The 21396-nt window shown below is 51.9% G+C and carries 19 protein-coding genes; 11 read left to right on the forward strand and 8 right to left on the reverse strand.

Going from position 1 to position 21396, the window contains the following annotated elements; translation table 11 throughout:
- Positions 1-140: 140 nt before the first annotated feature.
- Positions 141-2192: an LTA synthase family protein gene (locus D3P07_RS06060; protein ID WP_259391381.1), complete on the reverse strand. Its 2052-nt coding sequence runs from the start codon at positions 2190-2192 to the stop codon at positions 141-143.
- A complete protein-coding gene (locus D3P07_RS06065; protein ID WP_119799216.1) occupies positions 2189-3334 on the reverse strand; it encodes a THUMP domain-containing class I SAM-dependent RNA methyltransferase in 1146 nt (381 codons plus the stop codon). The genes D3P07_RS06060 and D3P07_RS06065 overlap by 4 nt, the downstream gene beginning before the upstream one ends.
- A gap of 128 nt (positions 3335-3462) precedes the next feature.
- Here D3P07_RS06065 and D3P07_RS06070 point away from each other — a divergent pair, with 128 nt between their 5' ends.
- On the forward strand, positions 3463-4095 hold the full coding sequence (locus tag D3P07_RS06070) for an O-methyltransferase (RefSeq protein WP_119799218.1): 633 nt from the start codon (positions 3463-3465) through the stop codon (positions 4093-4095).
- Positions 4096-4453: 358 nt separating this feature from the next.
- Here D3P07_RS06070 and D3P07_RS06075 read toward each other — a convergent pair whose 3' ends face one another.
- Complete coding sequence (locus tag D3P07_RS06075) at positions 4454-5680, reverse strand: MFS transporter (protein ID WP_119799219.1); 1227 nt, start codon at positions 5678-5680, stop codon at positions 4454-4456.
- Between the two features lie 435 nt (positions 5681-6115).
- On the opposite strand from D3P07_RS06075, the gene hemE reads away from it, so the two are divergent.
- The 6 genes from hemE to D3P07_RS06105 all read left to right on the forward strand — a co-directional run bounded on the left by hemE (position 6116) and on the right by D3P07_RS06105 (position 12676).
- Positions 6116-7186, forward strand: coding sequence for a uroporphyrinogen decarboxylase (hemE, locus tag D3P07_RS06080; RefSeq protein ID WP_119799220.1), 1071 nt, complete (start codon positions 6116-6118; stop codon positions 7184-7186).
- Positions 7179-8129: a ferrochelatase gene (gene hemH, locus D3P07_RS06085; protein WP_119799222.1), complete on the forward strand. Its 951-nt coding sequence runs from the start codon at positions 7179-7181 to the stop codon at positions 8127-8129. Before hemE ends, hemH begins: the two co-directional genes overlap by 8 nt.
- Positions 8130-8134: 5 nt before the next feature.
- Positions 8135-9556: a protoporphyrinogen oxidase gene (hemY, locus tag D3P07_RS06090; protein WP_119799224.1), complete on the forward strand. Its 1422-nt coding sequence runs from the start codon at positions 8135-8137 to the stop codon at positions 9554-9556.
- A gap of 116 nt (positions 9557-9672) precedes the next feature.
- Positions 9673-10971 carry a CapA family protein gene (locus tag D3P07_RS06095; RefSeq protein ID WP_119799226.1) on the forward strand — a complete coding sequence of 433 codons (1299 nt, stop codon included), beginning with the start codon at positions 9673-9675 and terminating at the stop codon, positions 10969-10971.
- 31 nt (positions 10972-11002) lie between these two features.
- On the forward strand, positions 11003-11803 hold the full coding sequence (locus tag D3P07_RS06100) for a glycerophosphodiester phosphodiesterase (RefSeq protein ID WP_119799227.1): 801 nt from the start codon (positions 11003-11005) through the stop codon (positions 11801-11803).
- A 15-nt stretch (positions 11804-11818) separates the two neighbouring features.
- Positions 11819-12676: a DUF92 domain-containing protein gene (locus D3P07_RS06105; protein WP_119799228.1), complete on the forward strand. Its 858-nt coding sequence runs from the start codon at positions 11819-11821 to the stop codon at positions 12674-12676.
- A gap of 673 nt (positions 12677-13349) precedes the next feature.
- Here the strand turns inward: D3P07_RS06105 and pepF are convergent.
- From pepF to D3P07_RS06120, 3 genes are all read right to left on the reverse strand, one after another.
- Complete coding sequence (gene pepF / locus D3P07_RS06110) at positions 13350-15152, reverse strand: oligoendopeptidase F (RefSeq protein WP_259391416.1); 1803 nt, start codon at positions 15150-15152, stop codon at positions 13350-13352.
- A gap of 198 nt (positions 15153-15350) precedes the next feature.
- Positions 15351-15542 carry a hypothetical protein gene (locus tag D3P07_RS06115; protein ID WP_119799231.1) on the reverse strand — a complete coding sequence of 64 codons (192 nt, stop codon included), beginning with the start codon at positions 15540-15542 and terminating at the stop codon, positions 15351-15353.
- Between the two features lie 122 nt (positions 15543-15664).
- Positions 15665-15898 carry a hypothetical protein gene (locus tag D3P07_RS06120; RefSeq protein WP_119799233.1) on the reverse strand — a complete coding sequence of 78 codons (234 nt, stop codon included), beginning with the start codon at positions 15896-15898 and terminating at the stop codon, positions 15665-15667.
- Positions 15899-16057: 159 nt separating this feature from the next.
- Between D3P07_RS06120 and D3P07_RS06125 the strand changes: the two genes are divergently transcribed.
- Together D3P07_RS06125 and D3P07_RS06130 are read left to right on the forward strand one after the other, a co-directional pair.
- Entirely contained in the window at positions 16058-16765 is a 708-nt protein-coding gene (locus tag D3P07_RS06125; RefSeq protein WP_119799234.1) for a class I SAM-dependent methyltransferase, read from the forward strand.
- Positions 16766-16862: 97 nt separating this feature from the next.
- Complete coding sequence (locus tag D3P07_RS06130) at positions 16863-17060, forward strand: cold-shock protein (protein WP_119799235.1); 198 nt, start codon at positions 16863-16865, stop codon at positions 17058-17060.
- 341 nt (positions 17061-17401) lie between these two features.
- Here D3P07_RS06130 and D3P07_RS06135 read toward each other — a convergent pair whose 3' ends face one another.
- The gene (locus D3P07_RS06135) at positions 17402-17989 is read right to left on the reverse strand and encodes a histidine phosphatase family protein (RefSeq protein WP_119799237.1); all 588 of its coding nucleotides are present in this window, start codon (positions 17987-17989) and stop codon (positions 17402-17404) included.
- Positions 17990-18357: 368 nt separating this feature from the next.
- Between D3P07_RS06135 and D3P07_RS06140 the strand changes: the two genes are divergently transcribed.
- Positions 18358-19011, forward strand: coding sequence for a hypothetical protein (locus D3P07_RS06140; RefSeq protein WP_119799239.1), 654 nt, complete (start codon positions 18358-18360; stop codon positions 19009-19011).
- Between the two features lie 676 nt (positions 19012-19687).
- Here D3P07_RS06140 and D3P07_RS06145 read toward each other — a convergent pair.
- Entirely contained in the window at positions 19688-20875 is a 1188-nt protein-coding gene (locus D3P07_RS06145) for an MFS transporter (protein WP_119799240.1), read from the reverse strand.
- 123 nt (positions 20876-20998) lie between these two features.
- Between D3P07_RS06145 and D3P07_RS06150 the strand changes: the two genes are divergently transcribed.
- Positions 20999-21316, forward strand: a complete 318-nt coding sequence (locus tag D3P07_RS06150) for a hypothetical protein (RefSeq protein ID WP_119799241.1) — start codon at positions 20999-21001, stop codon at positions 21314-21316.
- The last annotated feature ends 80 nt before the right edge of the window (positions 21317-21396 follow it).

Below are 21396 nucleotides of genomic sequence, written 5' to 3' on the forward strand. Positions count from 1 at the left end.
CGTTTGAAACGCGGAAGTGGGAAACCTTCGCAGCCTTGTGAATGGAGTGTGTAAGCTCTAAAGCTGCTTGGATACCCCCTAACACGATAACCGCAAAAAAGAGGTCAGCCGGCACGTTCCGGTTGACCTCTTTCGCTATATTACGGCTTGGCAGGATCTACGAGCGCTTCGACTGCACCGTTGTTTTTGAAGGTGCGAAGCAGGTTGCCGATGACGACCCGATCCGACATCATGAGCTCAAGCTCAGCGGATTCCGTCATCGGGAGGCAGGCTGCCGAATCGAGCAGCTCTCCGGTAGCTGCGGCATAACATTTTCCGTTGGCGGACAAGCCGTCAGCCGAAGGCATATAGTAGCGGTGGCCGTCCGTCCATGATCCGTTCCGCTGCGTAACCAGCCGAGTTTCCTCCTGCTGCGCGGTCAGCAAAGGCGTTCCTAGCCACTTCGGCTCGGATGTCGAGAGACCCAGCAAGTGCATGAGAGTCGGCGTCATATCGAGCTGGCCGCCGGCTTTGTCATAGGTGCCTGCATGAGCGCCGTCCGGAAGATGGATCAGCATCGGAACGCTTTTGATCAGCTGCTCGCGTTCCATCTCATTGGCGGTATCCTTCATAAAGCGGGTGTACCAGTCCCATTTTTGAATGGAGTTATCATGATCCCCGTAAAGCACGAAGATCGTCTTATCCCATTGCCCCTCGGCCTTCAGCCGATCGACCAGCTCTCCAAGCGCCGCATCCGCATAATGGATCACCTGCAAATAGTCGTTCATCATCGTACCGGTCAGCTCCTCTGTGTCGAGCAGCTTCTCTGCATCGGGAAGGTTGTACGGGTGGTGGCTGGTAAGGGAGATCAGGAAGGCATGGAATGGCTCAGGCAGTTCCGTAATGATGTCCATCGATTGCCGGTAAAACGACTTATCGCCAAGCGACCAGCCGAGACGCTCATCCAGCTCATAATGCTTCAAGCTGTAAAATTGATCGTACTTCATCTTATTGTACATGACATTGCGGTTCCAGAACCCGCCTTGATAAGGATGGAACACATTAACGCTGTATCCTTCGTTCTTCAGCTGTGTCGGCAAGCAGGCGTATTCATGCAATGCATATTGGATGAATACGGAGCCGCTCTTCATCGGCTGCAAGGAGCAATTGACGGTAAAGTCGGCGTCGGATGTGCGTCCCTGAGCAGTCTGATGGTAGAAGTTTGAGAAATAGGCGCTTTCTTTGATTAACTCGTTAAGAACGGGTGTTATTTCTTTGCCGCCGATGGATTGGCCGAGCATGAACGTCTGCAGCGATTCTACTTGAACCATAAGTACATTGCTTCCCGCATATGCGCCGAACAGGCTGTCGCTTCGCTCAAGCCCGCCTCTGGCGGCTGCGCGTTCTTCCATGAATCGCTGCGTATCCAAGCGCTGCTCCGCTGTGACGGGTTCGGCATCGAACCAGTTCAGCTTGGCGTAACGATACACATCGTACCCATGGAATCCAAGCGAGCCGGCAACGTTGTAAATCGTCAGATTCCACCAGTTTTTCTCGAACAGCCCTTTGGCCCATGTATCCGTCGCATGATTCAAGTTGGTGAAGAATAGCGAGAAGCCAAGCATAAAAGCAGCTGCGCTGCACGCGATTCGAATGCCGATTCTCCGCCATCGGACGGCATGGGTGATGGCGGAAAGCCGATTGGCTAAGTCCGTGCGTCCCTTCCACAGCACATACACCGCATACAAAATAATGATCAAAGCATCCGCAAACAACCGAAAATCTCCCGGTTTCATAAGCGTGTGGATGCTTCCTCCCAGCGATTCCACTTGTCCGAGCTGAAGCAGCACCGGTACGGTGATCAAATCCTGAAAGTAGCGATAATAGATCACATCGGCATACAGGATGAAGGAGAGGATCAGGTTAAGCGAGATCAGGGCGATCAGCCTTCCGCGCGTTGGCAGAAGCAGCGCCCAGAAGGATGCCAGCAGAATGGCGCCTGTCTCGATAATTTTGTCAGCATTCGTCATATCCATATAGGGGACAGACAGCAACTTGTTGAACCAATATACTTTGAACCGCATGGCGATAACAAAAAGCAGCAAATCCAGCGCCACGGAACGGTCAAACACGCGCAGAGTGAAGCCGAGCGTACGGCGAAACCAAGACATGTTGCTTGGTGGGCCTATGCTTTCGGCCGATTGATGAATCATTGACGCTTCTCCCTAGGAGGCAGCGGTCCGAAGAACTGGTAGTAGTCAGTCTGAATCCGGCCGTTGAACAGCTTTCGTTTCTTATCGGCGGGACGACCCATATAGTGTTCGACCTGATCGGACGGACTGATAGCGAATACGGACCATGTCGGATAATGAAGCGTCATTAGTCCGAACTGGCGCAGCGCTGCCTCTGCTTCGAGGTCGTCGCCGAGTCTTTCTCCATATGGGGGGTTCGTAATGATGACGCCATAGTCGCCCTTCGGCTTTGCTTTCGCGACGGGGAGGACGCTGACTTGGATGTCCTTCGCGAATCCTGCGCGTTTGATCGCAGTTTCGGAAATTTCAATCGATCTTGGATCGATATCGGAGCCGGCAATTTGAAGCGGAATGTCATCCTTGACCGCATCGAACGCTTCTTCCCTCGCAGCGCTCCAAAGCTCTGCCGGTATCCGCTCCCAACGCTCGCTGTTGAAGTTGCGGCGCAACCCGGGAGCGATATTCCAGCCGATCATAGCAGCTTCTACCAGGAATGTGCCGGAACCGCAGAACGGATCATAGAACGGGCGCTCCGGGCGCCAGCGGCTTAGCAGAATAAGTGCCGCCGCCATCGATTCACGAATCGGAGCTTCGTTGGAGACGAGGCGGTATCCCCGCTTATGCAGGCCTGCGCCGGATGTATCCAGCGTCAGCAGCGCCTCGTCATTGAGCAAGGATACCTCGATGACGTATCTGCCGCCGTTTTCATCGAACCATTCTGTGCCGTAGCGATCCTTCATTTTTTCGACAACGGCTTTTTTGACGATTTTCTGACATGCGGGCACACTGGACAGCTGAGACTTATGGGAGCGTCCTTCAACCGGGAATTCCCCGTTTTCGGGAATCCAGTCCGGCCAGTTGAGCGCCTTTGTTCCTTCGAACAGCTCGTCGAACGTCGTTGCTTTGAAAGTACCCATATTAATAAGAATCCGGCCAGCCGTACGAAGCCAGAGATTCGTTCTGCAAATGTCTGCAGGTCCGCCCTTGAAGTTGACGCGGCCATTCTCCACTTGAAGGTCATGATAGCCAAGTTCCTTCAATTCTCTGGCGACGACGGCTTCAAGTCCCATGGGGGAAGTGGCGATCAATTGTAATTGTTCCATCTTGCACTCTCATTTCCGTAACGTTTATAATGGTTCTTTTCTTGCTACGTTTCCTATAAAAACATACAATTAAGTATAGGTCAAACGGCCGTGCATTTACAAATCAAACATACGGGGAGCTTACGGCAATGTCTATCGAAGAACAATACGTAGATTCACTATATAGAAAAGATGATGAGCTGGAGCGCGTAAAAGAAGGAATCGCCGCGCATGGGATGCCGGATATTTCGGTCGCGGACGGATACGGAAGGCTGCTGACGATGCTGGTCGGCATGTCCGGGGCAACAGATATTTTAGAAATCGGGGCTCTGGGCGGCTACAGCGGCATTTGTCTGGCGAGAGGGCTAGGCGAAAGGGGAACGCTGCTGTCGCTGGAGCTGCTGCCTCATTACGCGGATGTTGCGCGTACTCATCTGGCGGAAGCGGGATACGGTGCCTGCGTGGATTATCGCATCGGCGATGCCAAGGAGAGCTTGGCTCGACTGAAGGAAGAGGGCCGCACATTTGACTTTTTCTTTATTGACGCTGATAAAGAAGGCTACCCGCTTTATCTTGATAATGCGATCGCGCTGGCAAGACCGGGCGCCGTCATTGTAGCCGATAATATATTGCTGCGCGGCAGAACGATAAATACAGCTAAGCAAGGACCGGCTGTCCAGGCGGTTCGCAGCTTTAATGAAAGAATCGCAACTGATCCGCGACTCGAAAGCACGATCCTCCCAGGCTATGACGGGCTTGCGATCGCGAGAGTGAAGGGGTGAGTCGCACGAGACTCAAGTATTCAGGATGAGTGAAATACAGTCCAGAGAAGCTTTATGTTCTCTGGACTGTATTTGTTTTGGGGATGGGTTGCGTGATAGTAGCAGGTGCGTGCAAGCCGAGAAAATCGGATTGCAGAGCCCGCGGAGCAGTTGGATGCTGCTGCAAGCCGAGAAACTCGGCTTGGAGAGCCCGCGGAGCAGCTGGATGTAGCTGCAAGCCGAGAAACTCGATTTGCAGAGCCTGCGTGGCCCGCAGAGCGGCAAAAATAGCCGGATACGCAGCAAATGATGCTGAGCTCCGGCTCCCAAATGAAATGCGGCAAACGCCGCCTGTAGCCAACCTCCAAATTCTAAGAAGTCAGGACGAAGAAGTACCGCTGCCGCGTCTCGGCGAGCGTTTGCTCAGCAGCGAGAACCAGACCCATACGCCGTTGAGCAGCATCAGGATAGCCGACATGACGAACAAGCCTTGGATGCCGATATAGCCGGAGAGCGCGCCGCCGGTGATTGGTCCGATCATGTTGCCAAGGCTCATGGTGCTGCTGTTGAAGCTGTATGCACGGCTTTCCATACCATCAGGCGTATGAACGCGGATAAGCGAATTAACAGCAGGAATGAGTCCGCCCAGGAACAATCCCAATCCGAAACGGGCCAGCAGCAGCATAAATACGGAATCGGCCATCGCCTGCGGGATGAAAGCCAGCGCCGCGCCAACCAATGACACAGCCAGTACTCGCTCCGCGCCGATGCGGTCGCTCAGCTTGCCTAGCAGCGGCGAGGCGAGCATATTGGACAGTCCGGTCACCGATCCGACGAATCCGGCGAGAAATGCGATATTTTCCAGCGAGCCGTGCAGCTCCTGCACGAATAGCGGAATGAGCGTCATCGGGCTCATCATCGCAAACTGGATGAGAAACGTTACGCCATACAGCGACATGAGCTGCGGAATACGGCTGATTCGCTTGAGACCATCAATGACGGATGCTTGAACGCGGGTAGCGGCTTTGGCCAGGTCGAACGATTCTTTTACGACAAACAATGCCAATAAGGAAGCCGCAAACAGAAGAGCTCCCGTGATATAAAAGATAGGCCGGTAGCCTACAGCGTCGACCAGCAGCCCGCCCATTAACGGACCCAAAATCGTGCCCGCCATTGCGCCGGACTGGATCGTGCCCATGGCAAAGCCTGTACGTTCCTTCGGCGTCGTTGCCGAAATAAGCGCGATCGATGCCGGATTAAATCCGGATATCGTGCCGTTCAGCATGCGCAGCAGCAGAAGATGCCAGGGACTTGTGGCAAAACCCATCATGACCATGACGATCGCCATGCCGAAGCCTGAGCGGAGCAGCATCATTTTGCGCCCGTAACGGTCGGCCAGCTTGCCCCAGATGGGCTGAAAAATAAATGCGGTAACAAAGTTGCCTGCAAATATAAAGCCTGCCCATACCCCGATTTCGTGCGGATCGGAGAGGCCAAGCTCGAATTGCAAATAGAGGGTGAGAAACGGAATGATCATCGTCATGCCGCCCATGACGAGAAACTGTCCGAACCACAGCACAATTAGATTCTTTTTCCACTGTTCCATAGCGTTAGTATATCATAATCGTTCCATTCTAATCGTTGCATAGTTGCGAGGCTTAGCTTGCTGGATTGAGATGGATCGGGTTTACATTTTGACCAGCGGAATTTCGATGCCTGGAGGATTAAAGCGATGTTGAGCCAAACGATCATGCGCGAGGAGAAGGGAAGTAAGAGTTGCAGGGGGATGAAGGAAGAATCTTTTAATTCGCAGAAGGATAAGAGATGAATGGGGACATGGTAAGAACACTTTTAGATGAAAAGCTAATGATAGATAGGGACAATCAAGCGTCGCAGGAAGGATATTTCAAGCAATCTTCATGCAACTGTCCTTTGATTGTCATACTATTGTCATAGGAACCAAAGCTACAGCGGTTGTTAGGGTTCAGGAAAAAGGGCATAATGAGAAGCAGAAGAAACTACATAGAAATGGGGAACGGGAATGTCTTATAACGACCGTTTCATTCGGGCAAGCCGGAAGGAACTTGTGGATCGCGTGCCAGCATGGTACATGAGGCAAGCAGGGAGATACGATCCCGATTATCGCAAAATCAAAGAGAAGTATTCCTTGCTTGAAATATGCAAGCAGCCGGAGCTGGCTGCCGAGGTGACGCTCATGCCGGTGCGCAAGCTAGGCGTGGATGCGGCTATTCTATATTCAGACATTATGAATCCGGTTGCGTCTATCGGAATCGATTTTGATATCGTAGCGAACATCGGCCCGGTTATTCATAATCCGATTCGTTCCGCCGCGGACGTAGAGCGCTTGAAGCCGATAGACGTGGAGGGCGATCTGGGCCATGTGCTGGAGACGATCCGCATTTTGGACCGTGAATTGGAGGTTCCCCTCATTACGTTTGCGGGGGCGCCGTTCACGATTGCAAGCTATCTGATTGAAGGACGTCCGTCCAAAAACTATCTTCGCACCAAAGAGCTCATGTACAGCGAACCGCAAGTATGGCATTCGCTTATGCAAAAGCTTGGCGATATGGTCATCGCTTATTTGCGTGCCCATGTGGCTAACGGCGGCAAAGCGTTCCAATTGTTCGACAGCTGGGTGGGTGCGCTATCGCCAGCGGACTTCCGCAAGTATGTTCTGCCTACGATTGAACGGATCTTTAGCGAGCTTAGCGACTTGCCGCAGCCGAAAATCTACTTCCCTGGCGTAAGCTCGGGCGAGCTGCTTCCGGAGCTTCGCAATGTACAGGCGAATGTGATCGGACTGGACTGGCGTGTGTCGATCGAAGAAGGACGCCGCAGGCTGAATCATCAATATGCGGTACAGGGCAATCTGGACCCTACGATTTTGACAGCGCCTATGAGCGTAATTGAGTCTTATGCTGCCGAGATCATTGATCAAGGCATTCAGGAGCCAGGCTTTATATTCAATCTGGGCCACGGACTGTTCCCGGAAGCGTCGCTGGAGAAGCTGGCTGAATTGACGGCGTTTATCCACTCGTATTCCGAAAAAGCGATTGCGGCACAGAGCAAAGGAGTGGCGCGCCATGTCTAACAGCGAACACAAAATCGGCGTACTCGTCATGTCGTACGGCACGCCGGAATCGATGGACGATGTTGAAGCGTACTACACGCATATTCGTCGCGGACATCCGCCGACGGAGGAACAGCTGAAGGAGCTGACGGATCGATACGAAGCGATCGTCGGAGGCGTATTCCCGCTCCGTGAAAATACGAACGGGCAGGTCGCAGGTTTGCAGGACAAGCTGGATACCACTGCGCCGGGTCAATACGTTTGCTATCAAGGGCTGAAGCATGCCCGTCCCTATATCGAGGATGGCGTAGAAGAGATGGCCAAGGACGGCATTCGCCGTGCCGTAGGCATCGTGCTCGCACCTCACTTTTCAACGATGAGTGTAGGAAGCTATATCAAGAGAGCAAAGGAGAAAGCGAATGAGCTTGGCATCGACATGTCCTTTGTCGAGCAGTATCATCTGCATCCGAAGCTGATCAAAGCGCTAACCGAGCGTGTAGAGAATGGATTGGCAGTGCTGGCCAAATCAGCAGGTGCCGAAGCGAAGACGAAGGTGCTGTTCAGCGCGCACAGCTTGCCGGAGAAGATCAGAGAGCTGGGCGACCCGTACGAGAAGCAATTGCTGGAAACATCCGAAGCAGTTGCTGAAGCGGCGGGCGTTCAAGACTGGCAGTTCACATGGCAAAGCGCCGGCCGAACTCGCGATCCGTGGCTCGGACCCGATATTCTGGAGACGCTGGACACGATCTCTCAGGAAGGCGTTCAAGCGGTGCTTGTAGCCCCTGTCGGCTTCGTATCGGATCATCTTGAAGTGCTGTATGATCTGGATATCGAGGCGAAGGCGGAGGCGGAGAAGATCGGCATCACGCTGGAGCGCATTGCGATGCTGAATCGTGATCCGCTTTATATGGAGACATTAGCGGAGTCGGTGCAAGCCGCTTCGGTCAAGAACGGAAAGGAATGAATAGAATGCGGAGTGCAGAAGCGATTGATCGAATTGTCATTATTGGCGGGGGGATCAGCGGACTGAGCTCCGCTTTTTATTTGCAGCGGGAAGCGGAGCGACAAGGACGGGAGCTTCATCTCACCATCGTGGATGAAGCTCCTGTCCTTGGTGGGAAAATCAATACGCTGCAACGTGACGGCTTTGTCATCGAGAAGGGACCGGATTCCTTCCTCGCGCGCAAGCAAGCCATCATTGATCTGGCGAAGGAGCTTGGGCTGGAAGATGAACTAACAGCAACCAATCCCGCCGCCAAAAAGACCTATATCATGCACAACCGGAAGCTGCACGCCATGCCGCCGGGACTGGTGCTGGGCATACCGACAGAGATCGGTCCCTTCATGAAGACCAGCCTATTGTCGCTGGGCGGCAAGCTGAGAGCGGTGATGGACTTGTTCATGCCAGCAAAGCCTGCGCCGGGCGACGAGTCGCTGGGCGGTTTTCTGGAAAGACGGGTCGGCACGCAAGTGATGCGAAGAATTGCCGAGCCGCTGCTGGCGGGTATCTATGCGGGAGATTTGAAGAAATTGAGCTTAAAGGCCACCTTCCCACAATTCGGTGATTCGGAGCGGAAGCACGGCAGCTTAATTAAAGGAATGATGCATAACCGGAAGGTTACGGCTGCCGCTGCGAAGGGAAAAGCGCAAGGAACGACGTTCCTGACGTTCAAGCAAGGATTGTCCACGCTTGTCCGTGCGCTCGATGAGGCGCTTAGCGGAGCGGAGCGCAGACTCGGCGTCAAAGTGACGGAGCTTGCCAAGTCCGGCAGCGGATACGCGGTGACTCTGGCTGACGGCGAGACGCTGGAGGCGGACCGTATTGTTGTGACGGCTCCCGCTTTCGCTGCTGCCAAGCTGCTTGAGCCGCTAGTGGCATGCACAGAGCTGAAGGATATTCGCTACGTTTCAGTAGCAAACGTCGTCATGGCTTTTGACAAAAAAACATTTGGTCTTGACTTCGACGGCTCCGGCTTTGTTGTGCCTCGTTCGGAAGGTCTTCATATTACTGCCTGCACGTGGACGTCAAGCAAATGGCTGCATACTAGTCCGGAAGACAAGGTGCTGCTGCGCTGTTATGTGGGCCATTCTGAGGATCAGGAAAGCGTCAAGCTGCCTGATGATCTGCTGGTTGCTGCGGTGCGCAAGGATATTCGGGAGACAATGGGCATTACGGCCGAGCCGATGTTTACGGAAATTACGAGACTCCATCAATCGATGCCGCAATATCCAGTCGGCCATATCGAGAAGATGCAGTCTCTGCGCAGCCGTTTGAAGGCGGAATTGCCCGGCGTGTGGGTGACGGGAGCGGCCTTCGACGGTGTAGGCTTGCCGGATTGCATCCGTCAAGGCAAAGAGGCGGCAATTGAGCTGTACTCGGCAACGAAATAAAACTTGCAACGGCATGCTCTTTTTTTTGACAGATTCTCTTCGCTTCCTCACGGGTAAAAGGTATAATGAGGAAGTCTAGTATCTAGTAGAGAGATCTATCGAATAAGGAGCATTCTATGACATTATCCAGATCGGAATCGCGCCAAAAAGAGAAAGTGCAGCGCGAGAAACGGCGGCGGCGGACGCTCCGTATATCTATTGTTTTAATAGGAACGCTTCTTATAATAGCTGCCTTGGGCTTGACCTTCGGCTCAAAGGTTGGCTTGCCTGATTGGCTGTCGTGGCCTGGCGGCGAAGAGGAAGTGCTTGTGACAGATCCAGGCGGGCATAAGGACGGAGAGGCTGGCCCGGACCCAACTGATCAGCCTGACGATTCCTTGACCCCGGATGAAGATGGACAGGAAGAGCCTGATGCCAGCCTGCCAGCTGAGGAAGGAACTGAGGGGGAGAGCGAGCAGATCAGCTTGTCGTTTGTAGGCGATATGATGCCGGGTGAATATATTAACCGTATTCTGCTGGAGAAGGGCTATGATTTCCCTTATCAAAATGTCTTGTTTTATCTAAGCGAGCCGGATATTATGGCAGGCAATCTGGAGCTCCCGATTACAACAAGAGGGACGCCGATTGAAGGAACCCCCTATGTGCATAAAGGCTCGCCTGACGCACTGCCTGCCATTCGCGATGCAGGATTCGACGTGCTGAGCCTGGCGAACAACCATGCGATGGATCAAGGGCTGGAAGGCATGCATGATACGATGAAGCATCTGCAGGAAGCCGGCATAGGGTATATGGGTGTCGGTAACAACGATGCGGAAGCATTCGCCCCGTACATCATGGAAACGAAAGGATTCAAAGTTGCGTATATTGGCGTTAGTGGAGTAATCCCGTTTACACATCTGAAGGCGGATCGCAATACACCGGGGATCGCGGAGACCTATGAGACTACAAGAACAGTGGCAGCGATCGCCAGCGCGAAGGAAGAAGCAGATCTTGTCATTGTAATGGTGCATTGGGGCGAGGATGCGGCAGATAAGCCGAAGAACCTTCATCGGAGTTATGCCAGGGAATATATAGACGCTGGAGCTGATATCGTCATTGGCAGCCATCCGCATGTGCTGCAAGGCTTCGAGAATTATAACGGAAAATGGATTGCGTACAGCCTGGGCAATTTCGTCTATGCCACCAATCCAAAAAGCCCGCAGGGTGACACCGGCGTATTGGATGCTGTCTGCAACAAGACAGGGGATTGCACGCTGAAATTCAATCCGATGAATGTCATCGGATCGCAGCCTGCACCTCTTGAAGGAGAGGCTAAGCAGCAGCTGCTTGAGCGCTTGTCTTCGATTTCGTTCGGGGTCACACTGGATTCCGAAGGCTCCGTCATCCAACAAGAGACTGCGGCGAACACACCATGAGTTAGGATAACGGAGAAAGGAAGGGACCTGCATGAATAACCCGTGCGTTGCGCATCGGGGCTGGTCCGGCCGTGCGCCGGAGAATACGATGGCGGCGTTCCGAATGGCGCTTGAAGCCCCGGAGGTGGCCTGGATCGAGCTGGACGTGCAGTTAAGCAAAGATGCCGTGCCTGTCGTCATCCATGATTACAATCTGAGACGTACAACTAACGGCAGAGGCGAGGTGCGGGATTGGACGGCAGCGGAGCTGGCTTCGCTGGACGCGGGAAGCTGGTTTTCTCCCAAGTTCAAGGGAGAGTCGATTCCTACGCTGGACGAAGTGCTTCGTGAGTCGGCAGGCCGCGCGAAGCTGAACATTGAGCTGAAGACGGATGGCATTCGTTATCCCGGGATCGAGGGGAAGGTGCTGGAGCGTGTCTATGAATACGGCAGGCAGGAAGACGTGGTGTTTACCTCCTTTCATCCAGGAACGCTTCAGCGGCTTCGCAAGCTGTCGGATCACGTTCGACTCGGTCTCATACTGGACGGATGGCGCAATACGCTTCTTCAAGAGCTTCGCGAGCTGAAGTCGGATTTTTTATCGATCGGGTATGCTAAGCTGAATCCGGCCAGAATGGCACTGTTGAATGAAGCCGGCATCCAGACGATGGCATGGACGGTCAATGACAAACGCAATATGCGCAAGGTGGCGGCGCTTGATCCCGATCTTCTGATCTGTACGAATTATCCTGACCGTTGGCGTGATATGGTATCGGAATCCGGGGCAAAGTCAATGAGCAGACGGATGCTGGAAGGTTCGAAAAAATGGTTCAGGTTCAAGCCGAATAAGTAGAATGAAGGGATGCACATGGTCGGATTTATCGATGAATGGTGGCTGAGGCTGCTGATCGGTCTGCTGGGCAGCGGTCTCGCTGCCGCAGCAGCTTACCGCGCTCGCTCATTGTCTGGATCGGGAGCGTGGTCGGCGATGGTGATGGGGACTGGCTTTGTCACCTTAGGCGAGCCGGTATGGTTCGGCGTGCTTATCGCATTTTTCATCTCGTCAACCTTTTGGTCGAAGTGGAAGCGCCATACGAGGTCCAAGCGGGATGCGGAGGCGAAATATGCCAAGAGCGGGCGACGCGATGCGGGACAAGTATGGGCCAACGGCGGAGCAGGCCTTTTGCTTTGCGTCCTTCATGCTTTATTTCCTCATGACGGCTGGCTGCTCGCATATATCGGAGTCATGGCTTCGGTCAACGCCGATACATGGGCGACCGAGATCGGCGCGCTGAGCCGCTCTGTGCCGCGATCGATCGTGAGCGGCAAGCAGGTCCCGACCGGCACGAGCGGCGGAGTTACGCCGCTCGGCAGTGCAGCAGCGCTTGGCGGCGCCGCATTCATCGGCGCCGTGGCAGCGCTGCTGCTGGCTGTCCCGCAGCCTGGCGAGGCTGCTGCGGGACTTAGCGGCGCCGCTGCGGCTGGATTGATCGCCGCAGCAGCCGCGGCCGGCCTGGCCGGCGCCTTCGCCGATTCGCTGCTCGGCGCGACGGGCCAGGCCATGTACCGCTGCCAGGTATGCGGCAGCGAGACGGAGCGGACCGGGCATTGCGGCAGCCCGACCCGGCACATACGCGGCTTTGCCGCGCTGGACAACGACAGGGTGAACCTCCTGTCGTCGCTCGTCGCCGGCCTGCTGGCCTTAGCCATCGGCCAGCTCCTCTAACACAAGCGGCTTCTCCCGCTGGCACATGATAGATGTGCCTGCGTGGAGAAGCCGTTTTTTTTTGCTCAATTGGCATGATGTGCAAAGGTCAGCGGCGTCTCAGGTTTGTAGACGTAATGGACCAACCAAACATTAAACTTGGCTTGGGCGAGTTAGCGTTGTATGGCACCACTAATTTATCAATTGCGCAGTTAGGGACGAAATAATGTTGTGTGATACTGCTAAATTGTCATTTTCGTCGTTTTGGGTGAATTAGCGTTGTATAGCACCACTAATTTATCAATTGCGCAGTTAGGGACGAAATAGTGTTGTGTGATACTGCTAAATTGTCATTTTTTTCGTTTTTGGTGAATTAATGTCGTACAGCATCACTAAATTACCAATTGCGCAGTCAGGTGCAAAATAACGTTGTATGATACACTCCGCTATGAACGTCGAAGTACCCCCAAGCTTAGGATAAACGCAAGAAAAAGCTTACTGTAATCAACGCTTCTCTCTCCAAATGTATTGCTCTGGCTGTATGCTTCGCAAATTAAAGCTTCGGCTCAATGCTTGCACAAAACCCCACACAAAAAGACCTCCACATCCGCAAATATGCGGATATGAAAGTCTTCTTTAGAGTATGCATCGTCAACGACTCATATTGGCAAGCCGTCTTCTCGGGATCATCTCATTACTTCGCTCTGTTGCTCGTAAGCTGCTCCATCTGAGCAATCAGCTCTTCGAAGACGCTCATTGCCTGCTCGATTGGCTCAGGAGAAGACATATCGACGCCGGCTTTCTTCAGGATGTTAATCGAGAAGTCGCTGCCGCCGCTCTTGAGGAAGCCAAGATAGCGTTCAACCGCTGGCTCGCCTTCGTCCAAAATTTGCTTGGAGAAGCTGGTAGCCGCAGAGAAGCCGGTCGCGTATTTGTACACATAAAAGCTGGTGTAGAAGTGAGGGATACGCGCCCACTCCATCTCGATATCCTGGTCTACGACCATGCCAGGGCCGTAATACAGCTTGTTTAGATCATAATAAATTTTGCTCAATTCCTGAGGCGTCAGCGACTCGCCCGCTTCCGTGCGTTCATGGACGATCTTCTCGAACTCGGCAAACATCGTCTGGCGGAAGACTGTCGTACGGAATTGGTCCGCGTAGTAAGTGAGCAGGTACATTTTTTCCTTCGCATCTGTTGACTTCCCGAGCAAATAATCCATCAGCAACGCTTCATTCAGCGTAGATGCAACCTCCGCCAAGAAGATCGTATACTGAGCATCGCGATAGTTCTGATTCGTATCGGAGTAATACGAGTGAAGGGCATGGCCCATCTCATGCGTCAGCGTGAACATGCTGTTCAGATTGTCCTTATGGTTCAGCAGTACGTACGGATGCGTACCGTATGCTCCCCAGCTGTATGCGCCGCTCCGCTTGCCTTCATTTTCATAGACATCGATCCAGCCTTTGTCAAAGCCCTCCTGCAAGACGTTCAGATAGTCCTCACCGAGCGGCTTCAAGCTTTCGCTGATCGTTTTCTTCGCTTCATCGAAGCTGATTTCCATATCGAACTCCTCGACGAGCGGGGCGAACAAATCGTACATATGCAGCTCATCGAGACCAAGCAGCCGTTTGCGAAGCTCCATATATCGGTGCATAAGCGGAAGATGCTTATGGATCGTATCGATTAGATTCGTATACACTTCCTTCGGAATGTTGTCGCCGTACAGCGACATGCCGAGTACAGAGTCATATTTGCGCGCTTTGGCGTAAAAAACATTTTTGTTGACGTTGGCGTTCAGTGTGGAAGCCATCGTATTTTTCAGCTTGCCGTATGTATCGTACATCGCTTTGAACGCTTCGCGGCGCACATCGCGGTTTTTGCTCTCCAGAAACTGAATGTAGCGACCATGCGACAGCTCAACTTCTTCCCCTGCTTCGTTTTTCACTTTAGGGAACTTCAAATCCGCATTATTCAGCATGCCGAAGATCGTGCCGGGCGCAGAGCTGATATTGCCAACCTGAGCCATAAGCGCTTCTTCGTTTTTGGACAATATATGGGCTTTCTGCCGTCTCATCTCTTCAAGCGTGTGGCGGTACTTGGCAAGCGATTCGTTGTTGATCATCGCATCCAGCTCGCTGTCGGAGAGGCTCAGCACCTCGGGTGTTACGAACGACAACGCTTCGCCGGTCTCTACGCTCAATTTTTTGGACTTGTCGGAAAGAGCCTGGTTGCCGGGTTCCGCAGTATCTTCGTGATGGCGCATGTTGGCGTATACATAAAGACGCTCGACATGGAGGGATAACTCGTCTTCCAGTTCGAAACAAGCCTTAAGCTGGGCAGGATCGCTCAGCTTGCCTTGGAATTGGTCTGCTTTTTTGATCAAGTCTTTTGCCTTGGCGTATTCTTGATCCCAGGATGATTGATTGGCGAACAAATCTTCCAGCTTCCAACGGGTTTCGACCGCAGTCTCGGAACGTTTCGGTACGTGATTCATCGTATTCCTCCTTGAGATAGATGGGATGGATTGCTTATGACCGGCTTCCTTCGGAATTGCCGGTTGGGCTGCAGCGCCCTGGGTTAAGGAAAGCGCAAGCAGCAGGGGAAGCCATTTCATGCTATGATCACCTCGCGAGACACAGTTTGCCCATACTATGCCCTGCCAAGATGAAAGTTATGCCAATTACGTCAAAACCTAAGTGGCGTCCGCGCCCATTGTGAACAAGCTGTACACGATGAGGAAAAAAGCGAACGCAATCATGGCGATGGAGACTAGCGCCAATCCTCGGCGCATCTTGGGCGGCAAGGTATCCCGCTTCATGATGATGACGGCCCCGAGGGAAAATGACGCGATAATAAAGACGACGGAAGATGTCATTGGATCCATATTAATTCGAATTGCCTCCTAAACGTTTCTATGCGTGCGGGTGTAACGTTATGTTCGCTGCCGCTGATTCAAATCCCTTTTATTTGCAGGAAAAACCAGCATGCACGGCAATTGGAGTCGGCTTACACTTCGCGAAAAGCGTCCATGATCGCCTTCAATTCTTCTTCCCTGCCTTCGAATTTTTCCGCACGGAAACGATTTTCAGCCCAATGCATCATCTCCGGACGGCCGACGAATGTATGGCATTCCTCGCCCCATTGATCGGATATCTCACGAACGATCAGGGTTTTGCCTTGAACCTCAACGGTCAGCATATTATAGTTGTCCTGTTTGTAGATTTGATGTTTTTTAAACATAAATTTTTCCACCTTCACCTAAGTTAATTATGGTATAGTTACCATGATAGCCATTATGAAGACGCTAAGCAACACGAAGCGGCTGAGATGCCATCATTCCAGCGCAGTTTTGCGCGAGCCGAGATCAGAAGAGACGAGACGAGATGAGGAGAGATGAACATGTCAAACACGTTTTATGAGCAAGTAGGCGTCGCCATGACGTGCAGAGGATTCGATGAGTACCGGGCCATGTTTCAATTGAAGGATGAGGAGCTTGCTGCAGGATCCATATTGGATGTCGCAGGCGGCGGTTCATCTTTTACGGCGGAGGCCAGAAAAAAAGGGTACGACGCGATGGCTGCTGATCCCCGATATTCAGGTGACATAAGAGCATGGGTAGAAGAGGCGCGTGGGGAGATCGAGGCATCTACAGCCAAGCTGGACGGTCTCAGGGATCGATTTGACTGGGGTTATTACGGTTCGCTGGAGAACCATCGCAGCGGCAGAGAAAAGTCGCTTATGCTATTTGCCGAACATGTGGCAGCGGCTGAAGGAGAATACCGCTATATCGGCGGATCGTTGCCGGAGCTGCCTTTTGACAATAACCATTTTTCTTTAGTGCTTTGCAGTCATTTTCTCTTTTTGTATGCGGAGCAATTCGGTTATGCATTCCACGAAGCGTCCATTCGCGAGCTGATGCGTGTATGCAGGCCTGGCGGTACCATTCGTGTATATCCCTTAATGTCGTTGAAATGGGAGCCTTATGAGCAGCTGGACGAATTAATGGAGGTTGTGCGGAAAGCCGGAGGAACACCGGAAATTCGTGAATCGGGATTGCCGTTTATCCCAGGCTCCGACCGCATGCTTCATATTGTGAAGAACCCATAATCGCCCCACTTTTTACTGAAATTGCAATTTGAAATTCGACTCGGTATAATGATCTCACGCTGATGCAATCAGCCGAACATTTAGGAGGTCATGAACGTTGAAAGGTACAGTAAAATGGTTTAACGCAGAAAAAGGCTACGGTTTCATCCAAGTGGAGGACGGGGAAGACGTTTTTGTCCATTTCTCCGCGATTCAAAGCGAAGGCTTTAAATCACTGGAGGAAGGCCAGGCGGTCGAATTCGATATTACAGAGGGAAACCGCGGCGCTCAGGCGGCCAACGTCCATAAACTATAGGTTTATCGGTCGGATGCAAGCAACAATTAATCGTATGAAGAAGGCTCCCTGTGATCAGGGAGCCTTTGTTATGTTATGGAGCAGGTCATTTTCCGCTTGAGGTGGCTGGAAGCATAAATAATTCCTCAATACTGCTCTCCTGTCGATCCGCTGCGAATCCGGATCTCGTCGGCCTTACTTAAGTCGCCGGGATAGAATGAATAGAGTTGTTTTGCTGATGGGACAGAGGTGTCCGGTTCTGAATGGCCGCATGCGGCGAGAAAGCAGAGGATAGGAATGAGCAGGCATATTTTGGAGCTACGTTAACCATCGTGCTCTCACCTCCGTTGCTATCATGTTTGTTAGTTGATGCTCTCTAAAAAATGATCGGTACAATTATAGAGTGTGCATCTCCACTGGTTATGTTGCTGTGAAAGCAAAGTTAAGGAAGCATTATCGATATGGGTGGAAGGATATTCGGCTGGCAATAGATGCTGAAGCGTCAATCCGATCCAAGCGCCGTGGGAGATGACGAGGATTCGTTTGTTTGCATAGATGTGGCTTATTTCATTAATCCAAGTAATACCCCGCTTCGCAACTTCAGCGTATGGCTCCATTCCTAGGTCCTGCGATCGCCAATCTGCGCCCCATTGCCGCAGCCGATCTTCTTCGGTTGTACCTTCGATTAGACCGCAGTTGATTTCCTTGAGCCGATCATCATGCTCAATTATGTTGATGCGTATGGCCTTGCGTATAGCTTCCGCTGTTTGACGCGCTCTGGCCAGAGGGCTGGAGAACACGATATCCCAATGCTCGGCTGATAATCGCTGAGCGATGGCTTGCGCTTGACTATATCCTCTTTCGTTCAGAGGAATGTCGGTCCAGCCTTGTGCTCGATTGCACTCGTTCCAGTCTGTGATGCCATGCCGGATCAAACCAATCGTTGTCATTTTCTCACCTTCTTTAATAGCGTTTCGTTTTCAGGCTGTTTAGGCGGTTTTATTGCACTCACTGTCATCTAACTGACGATACTTAATTTCCTTACTCTCTGGACCACTTGAACTTATGAATGAGTAAAGGAATGGTCTGGTGAAGCTCTATAAAGATAATTTCGTTTGGAAATAGGTGGATTCCTTTTTTGTGGCGTAAAGAGATTATGCAGAGAAGCAGTCTGTGAAAAATCGACATTGATTGCTTCCGTCAACCAGGATACAATCGAATCAAAAGAATACACCTGCGTAAAGAATGCGCTGTTCGTCTCGTATGAGGCTGACAGCGCTTCTTTGCGTTATGGGATAAGAAAGGTAGGCAATCGAAGATGGATGCGTTCTTTGAACAGAAATTTGCAATTTTCCTGGAGGATCAACGGAGTAAAGCGAGTGCCAGACGGCTGGAGATGTTGGAGCGGGATTTGACGGGAACGATTAAGCTGCTTAGAGAGGTGATTTGGCCAATTTTCCGCAGCTTCGAGGGTATTGAGCTTGAATACGAGATGAGAAGTCCAAACGGAGTAACCATGTTTATTGATGTGTTTTATCTACCGTATTGCATCGCTTTTGAGTGCGATGGATATAGTGCTCATGTTGAGACGATAACTAGGGAACGGTTTAATTTTGAAAAAAGCCGGGTACGATCCATGTTGTTGAAAGGATATGCCTACGTTCCGTTTAGCTGGGATGAGCTCGATAAGAAGTCGGCTTTTTGCAGAAGTTTTGTATATGAGTTACTTGGGAGATATAGCAGCAGTGAAGTGCTTACACTCTATGAGCGTGAGATTATTCGGTATGCCGCGCAATTGAACCGACCATTTCGCTTGAACGATATTTGCGACTGTTTGGGGAAGAAACGTGATTTTAGTATGAAAACAGTAGCTTCACTAATGCAAAAACAGCTCATACAGCCAGCACGCCCATTAAGCCAAAGAATTCATGAATATGTGCTTAGTGAGGGGGCATTGCGGCAAATACGTTAGGGCCAAGCTGAGGCTGCTTTTAATGTGTTAGATGTGTAGTGCGTAATTAAGGTGAGCAGGATTGTTTTGAGTGTAAAAGTAGAAGCGGGGTGCGCCTTTAAAATAGTGCTACGCTATAAATAGACTAAAACGGACTCCAAATTGAGAGAAATTTAACAGCAGTTGAGTTAATGAGATGAGAAAATATAGGCCAGCGCCCGAGTGAACAGGAATAAATCGGTTAAACCGACTTAATAGCAGGGCAAAGTCGGTATCCGAGGGATTAGGTCGTTCAAATCGACTTAAAAGAGAGGGAGCGCCCGAGTGAGCAGGAATAAGTCGGTTAAACCGACTTAATAGCAGGGCAAAGCTGGTTTCCGAGGGATTAGGTCGTTCAAATCGACTTAAAAGGGAGCGAGTGTCCGAGTGAGCAGTAAGTCGGTCAAACCGACTTAATAGCAGGGCGAAGCTGGTTTCCGAAGGATTAGGTCGTTCAAATCGACTTAAAAGAGAGGGAGCGCCCGATTGAGCAGGACTAAGTCGGTTTAACCGACTTAGTCCTAATCAAGCTAGTGTTCAGAGTTACTACTCAGTGTCAAATCTAAATTAACTTGCTACTAGGACCGCCATGGCCCCCTCACTTTAAGGAGTTCATATGAGCACACGATTACAACGTAACCACGCACCCCCGCGAACCTCACTCCTTCCCATATTTGCTAAGGAAGTAGAGCAGGAAGCCGAGTGCGGCGGCAGTCGCGACGCCGGCCGCGATATGGTAGAACGCGACGCGTCCAAGCTGCTCATAGACGAGGCCGCCAAGCACGCCGCTGATGAGGCCGGCGACTCCGGTCCAGATGACCGTGTAGACGGCCTGGCCGGAGGCACGGAATTCGTTCGGAATCAGCTGCGAGATATAGCGCAGCGCGGTGGAGAAGTAGACGCCGAACGATACGCTGTGCATCGCCTGAGTGGCGACAATCCAGCGCGGATCCTCGATCTCGCTCAGGAGCCACATGCGCACCCCGTACATGACCGATGCGAAGATCAGGAGCGGGAGCTCCTTAAATTTATGCCCATATTTGCCCAGCAGGAACAAAATCGGAATTTCGCTGCAGGCCGAGATGAGCAGCGCGAGTCCGATGAGTGAGTCGCTGGCGCCCAGCTGGCGCATCGTAACAGCCAGGAAGCTCTCATACATGCGGTGTGCGGTCGATACAAGCAAGATAAGCATAAAGAAAAGCATGACATTGCGCTGGCGCAGCAGCTTGAAGAAGCCGGCAAACTCGATTTTTCGCGTGCTTCCGCGATAGTCTTTGATAAACAGACTTAGGATGATCGAGATCGATACCGTGCAAAGCGCCACCAGTATCGTCCATTCCGAGCCGATGCCCTTAAGCAGCAGCCCGAAGCCGTAAGCGCTGAGGGCGAATCCCAGCGAGCCGAATATCCGAATCAAAGCGTAAGGCGTCCCCGTATATTGGCTGGAGAGCAGGATGAGACTGTCGCTCAGCGGGTTCATCGGCGTCTGGAAGAAATAGAACGCGGCCATGACGACGCATACCATCGTGAAGTTTTCGAGCGGGAACAACAGCGAAATCATGGCAAGCTGCCCGAAAAGCAGTGCGATCAGTATTTTTCGAATGGTCTGAAACTTATCGCTGGCAAGTCCAGTGATGATATTGGCGAAGATGGATACGAACAAACCGGAAGAATAGATGATGCCGATCTGGCTCTCCGAGAATCCCTTGGATAAGAAGTATAACGGAATAAAGGACATGATGAGCGCTTGGGTCGAATACGTGGAGAAGCTGAACGCACGCAGCGCAAGCGTTTCTTTTTGGGCTGTAGGGGATATTCCGCCGGCAGCGGTGTCAGATGAATTCATGGCAGCAGTTTCACTCCGTCTCTGAATATAAAACGTTTACCATTCAGTATAGCATGGTTGCCCAACCAATTGTGGCTGGATTATTACCCTGCAAAATGGTACATTTATGAGTGGAGGTTTACAATGGCGGGATACAATTTTGTGTGGAACGATCGGCTTCGCATACACCTGCCTTCGCTTGAGAAGGAATGGGGTCAGTACAGCGAAGATGAGCAATCCCATATGATTGAAAGATGGGAGTTGATCCGCGGACGAATTCCGGATCTGATCATGGAGCTGGAGCGTACGATCAACGGCAAGCAATCGGAGCTTAACGAAGAAGATGATTTCAAGCGTTCATGCGTGCTCAATTACGAGATTGCAGAACAAGCAAGCCGTATCAACGATTTGCAGATATGGTATCGGATGAATCAGGAATTGGAATCGCGCCGGCATTCATGACGGAACTTTCTCGCAAGGGGGTGCGAAGTGAGACTTACGACTTTATCGGGCGGAAGAGCGCCCAAAGGTCCCATTAAGCT

Source organism: Paenibacillus sp. 1011MAR3C5, from assembly GCF_003591485.1.
In the GTDB taxonomy this organism is placed as follows: Bacteria; Bacillota; Bacilli; order Paenibacillales; family Paenibacillaceae; genus Pristimantibacillus.

Bases quoted from the DNA above. Each gene is read 5' to 3' on its own strand.
- D3P07_RS06060 (WP_259391381.1), bottom strand. From the start codon at position 2,192: ATGATTCATCAATCGGCCGAAAGCATAGGCCCACCAAGCAACATGTCT.
- D3P07_RS06065 (WP_119799216.1), bottom strand. From the start codon at position 3,334: ATGGAACAATTACAATTGATCGCCACTTCCCCCATGGGACTTGAAGCC.
- D3P07_RS06070 (WP_119799218.1), top strand. From the start codon at position 3,463: ATGTCTATCGAAGAACAATACGTAGATTCACTATATAGAAAAGATGAT.
- D3P07_RS06075 (WP_119799219.1), bottom strand. From the start codon at position 5,680: ATGGAACAGTGGAAAAAGAATCTAATTGTGCTGTGGTTCGGACAGTTT.
- hemE (WP_119799220.1), top strand. From the start codon at position 6,116: ATGTCTTATAACGACCGTTTCATTCGGGCAAGCCGGAAGGAACTTGTG.
- hemH (WP_119799222.1), top strand. From the start codon at position 7,179: ATGTCTAACAGCGAACACAAAATCGGCGTACTCGTCATGTCGTACGGC.
- hemY (WP_119799224.1), top strand. From the start codon at position 8,135: ATGCGGAGTGCAGAAGCGATTGATCGAATTGTCATTATTGGCGGGGGG.
- D3P07_RS06095 (WP_119799226.1), top strand. From the start codon at position 9,673: ATGACATTATCCAGATCGGAATCGCGCCAAAAAGAGAAAGTGCAGCGC.
- D3P07_RS06100 (WP_119799227.1), top strand. From the start codon at position 11,003: ATGAATAACCCGTGCGTTGCGCATCGGGGCTGGTCCGGCCGTGCGCCG.
- D3P07_RS06105 (WP_119799228.1), top strand. From the start codon at position 11,819: ATGGTCGGATTTATCGATGAATGGTGGCTGAGGCTGCTGATCGGTCTG.
- pepF (WP_259391416.1), bottom strand. From the start codon at position 15,152: ATGAATCACGTACCGAAACGTTCCGAGACTGCGGTCGAAACCCGTTGG.
- D3P07_RS06115 (WP_119799231.1), bottom strand. From the start codon at position 15,542: ATGGATCCAATGACATCTTCCGTCGTCTTTATTATCGCGTCATTTTCC.
- D3P07_RS06120 (WP_119799233.1), bottom strand. From the start codon at position 15,898: ATGTTTAAAAAACATCAAATCTACAAACAGGACAACTATAATATGCTG.
- D3P07_RS06125 (WP_119799234.1), top strand. From the start codon at position 16,058: ATGTCAAACACGTTTTATGAGCAAGTAGGCGTCGCCATGACGTGCAGA.
- D3P07_RS06135 (WP_119799237.1), bottom strand. From the start codon at position 17,989: ATGACAACGATTGGTTTGATCCGGCATGGCATCACAGACTGGAACGAG.
- D3P07_RS06140 (WP_119799239.1), top strand. From the start codon at position 18,358: ATGGATGCGTTCTTTGAACAGAAATTTGCAATTTTCCTGGAGGATCAA.
- D3P07_RS06145 (WP_119799240.1), bottom strand. From the start codon at position 20,875: ATGAATTCATCTGACACCGCTGCCGGCGGAATATCCCCTACAGCCCAA.
- D3P07_RS06150 (WP_119799241.1), top strand. From the start codon at position 20,999: ATGGCGGGATACAATTTTGTGTGGAACGATCGGCTTCGCATACACCTG.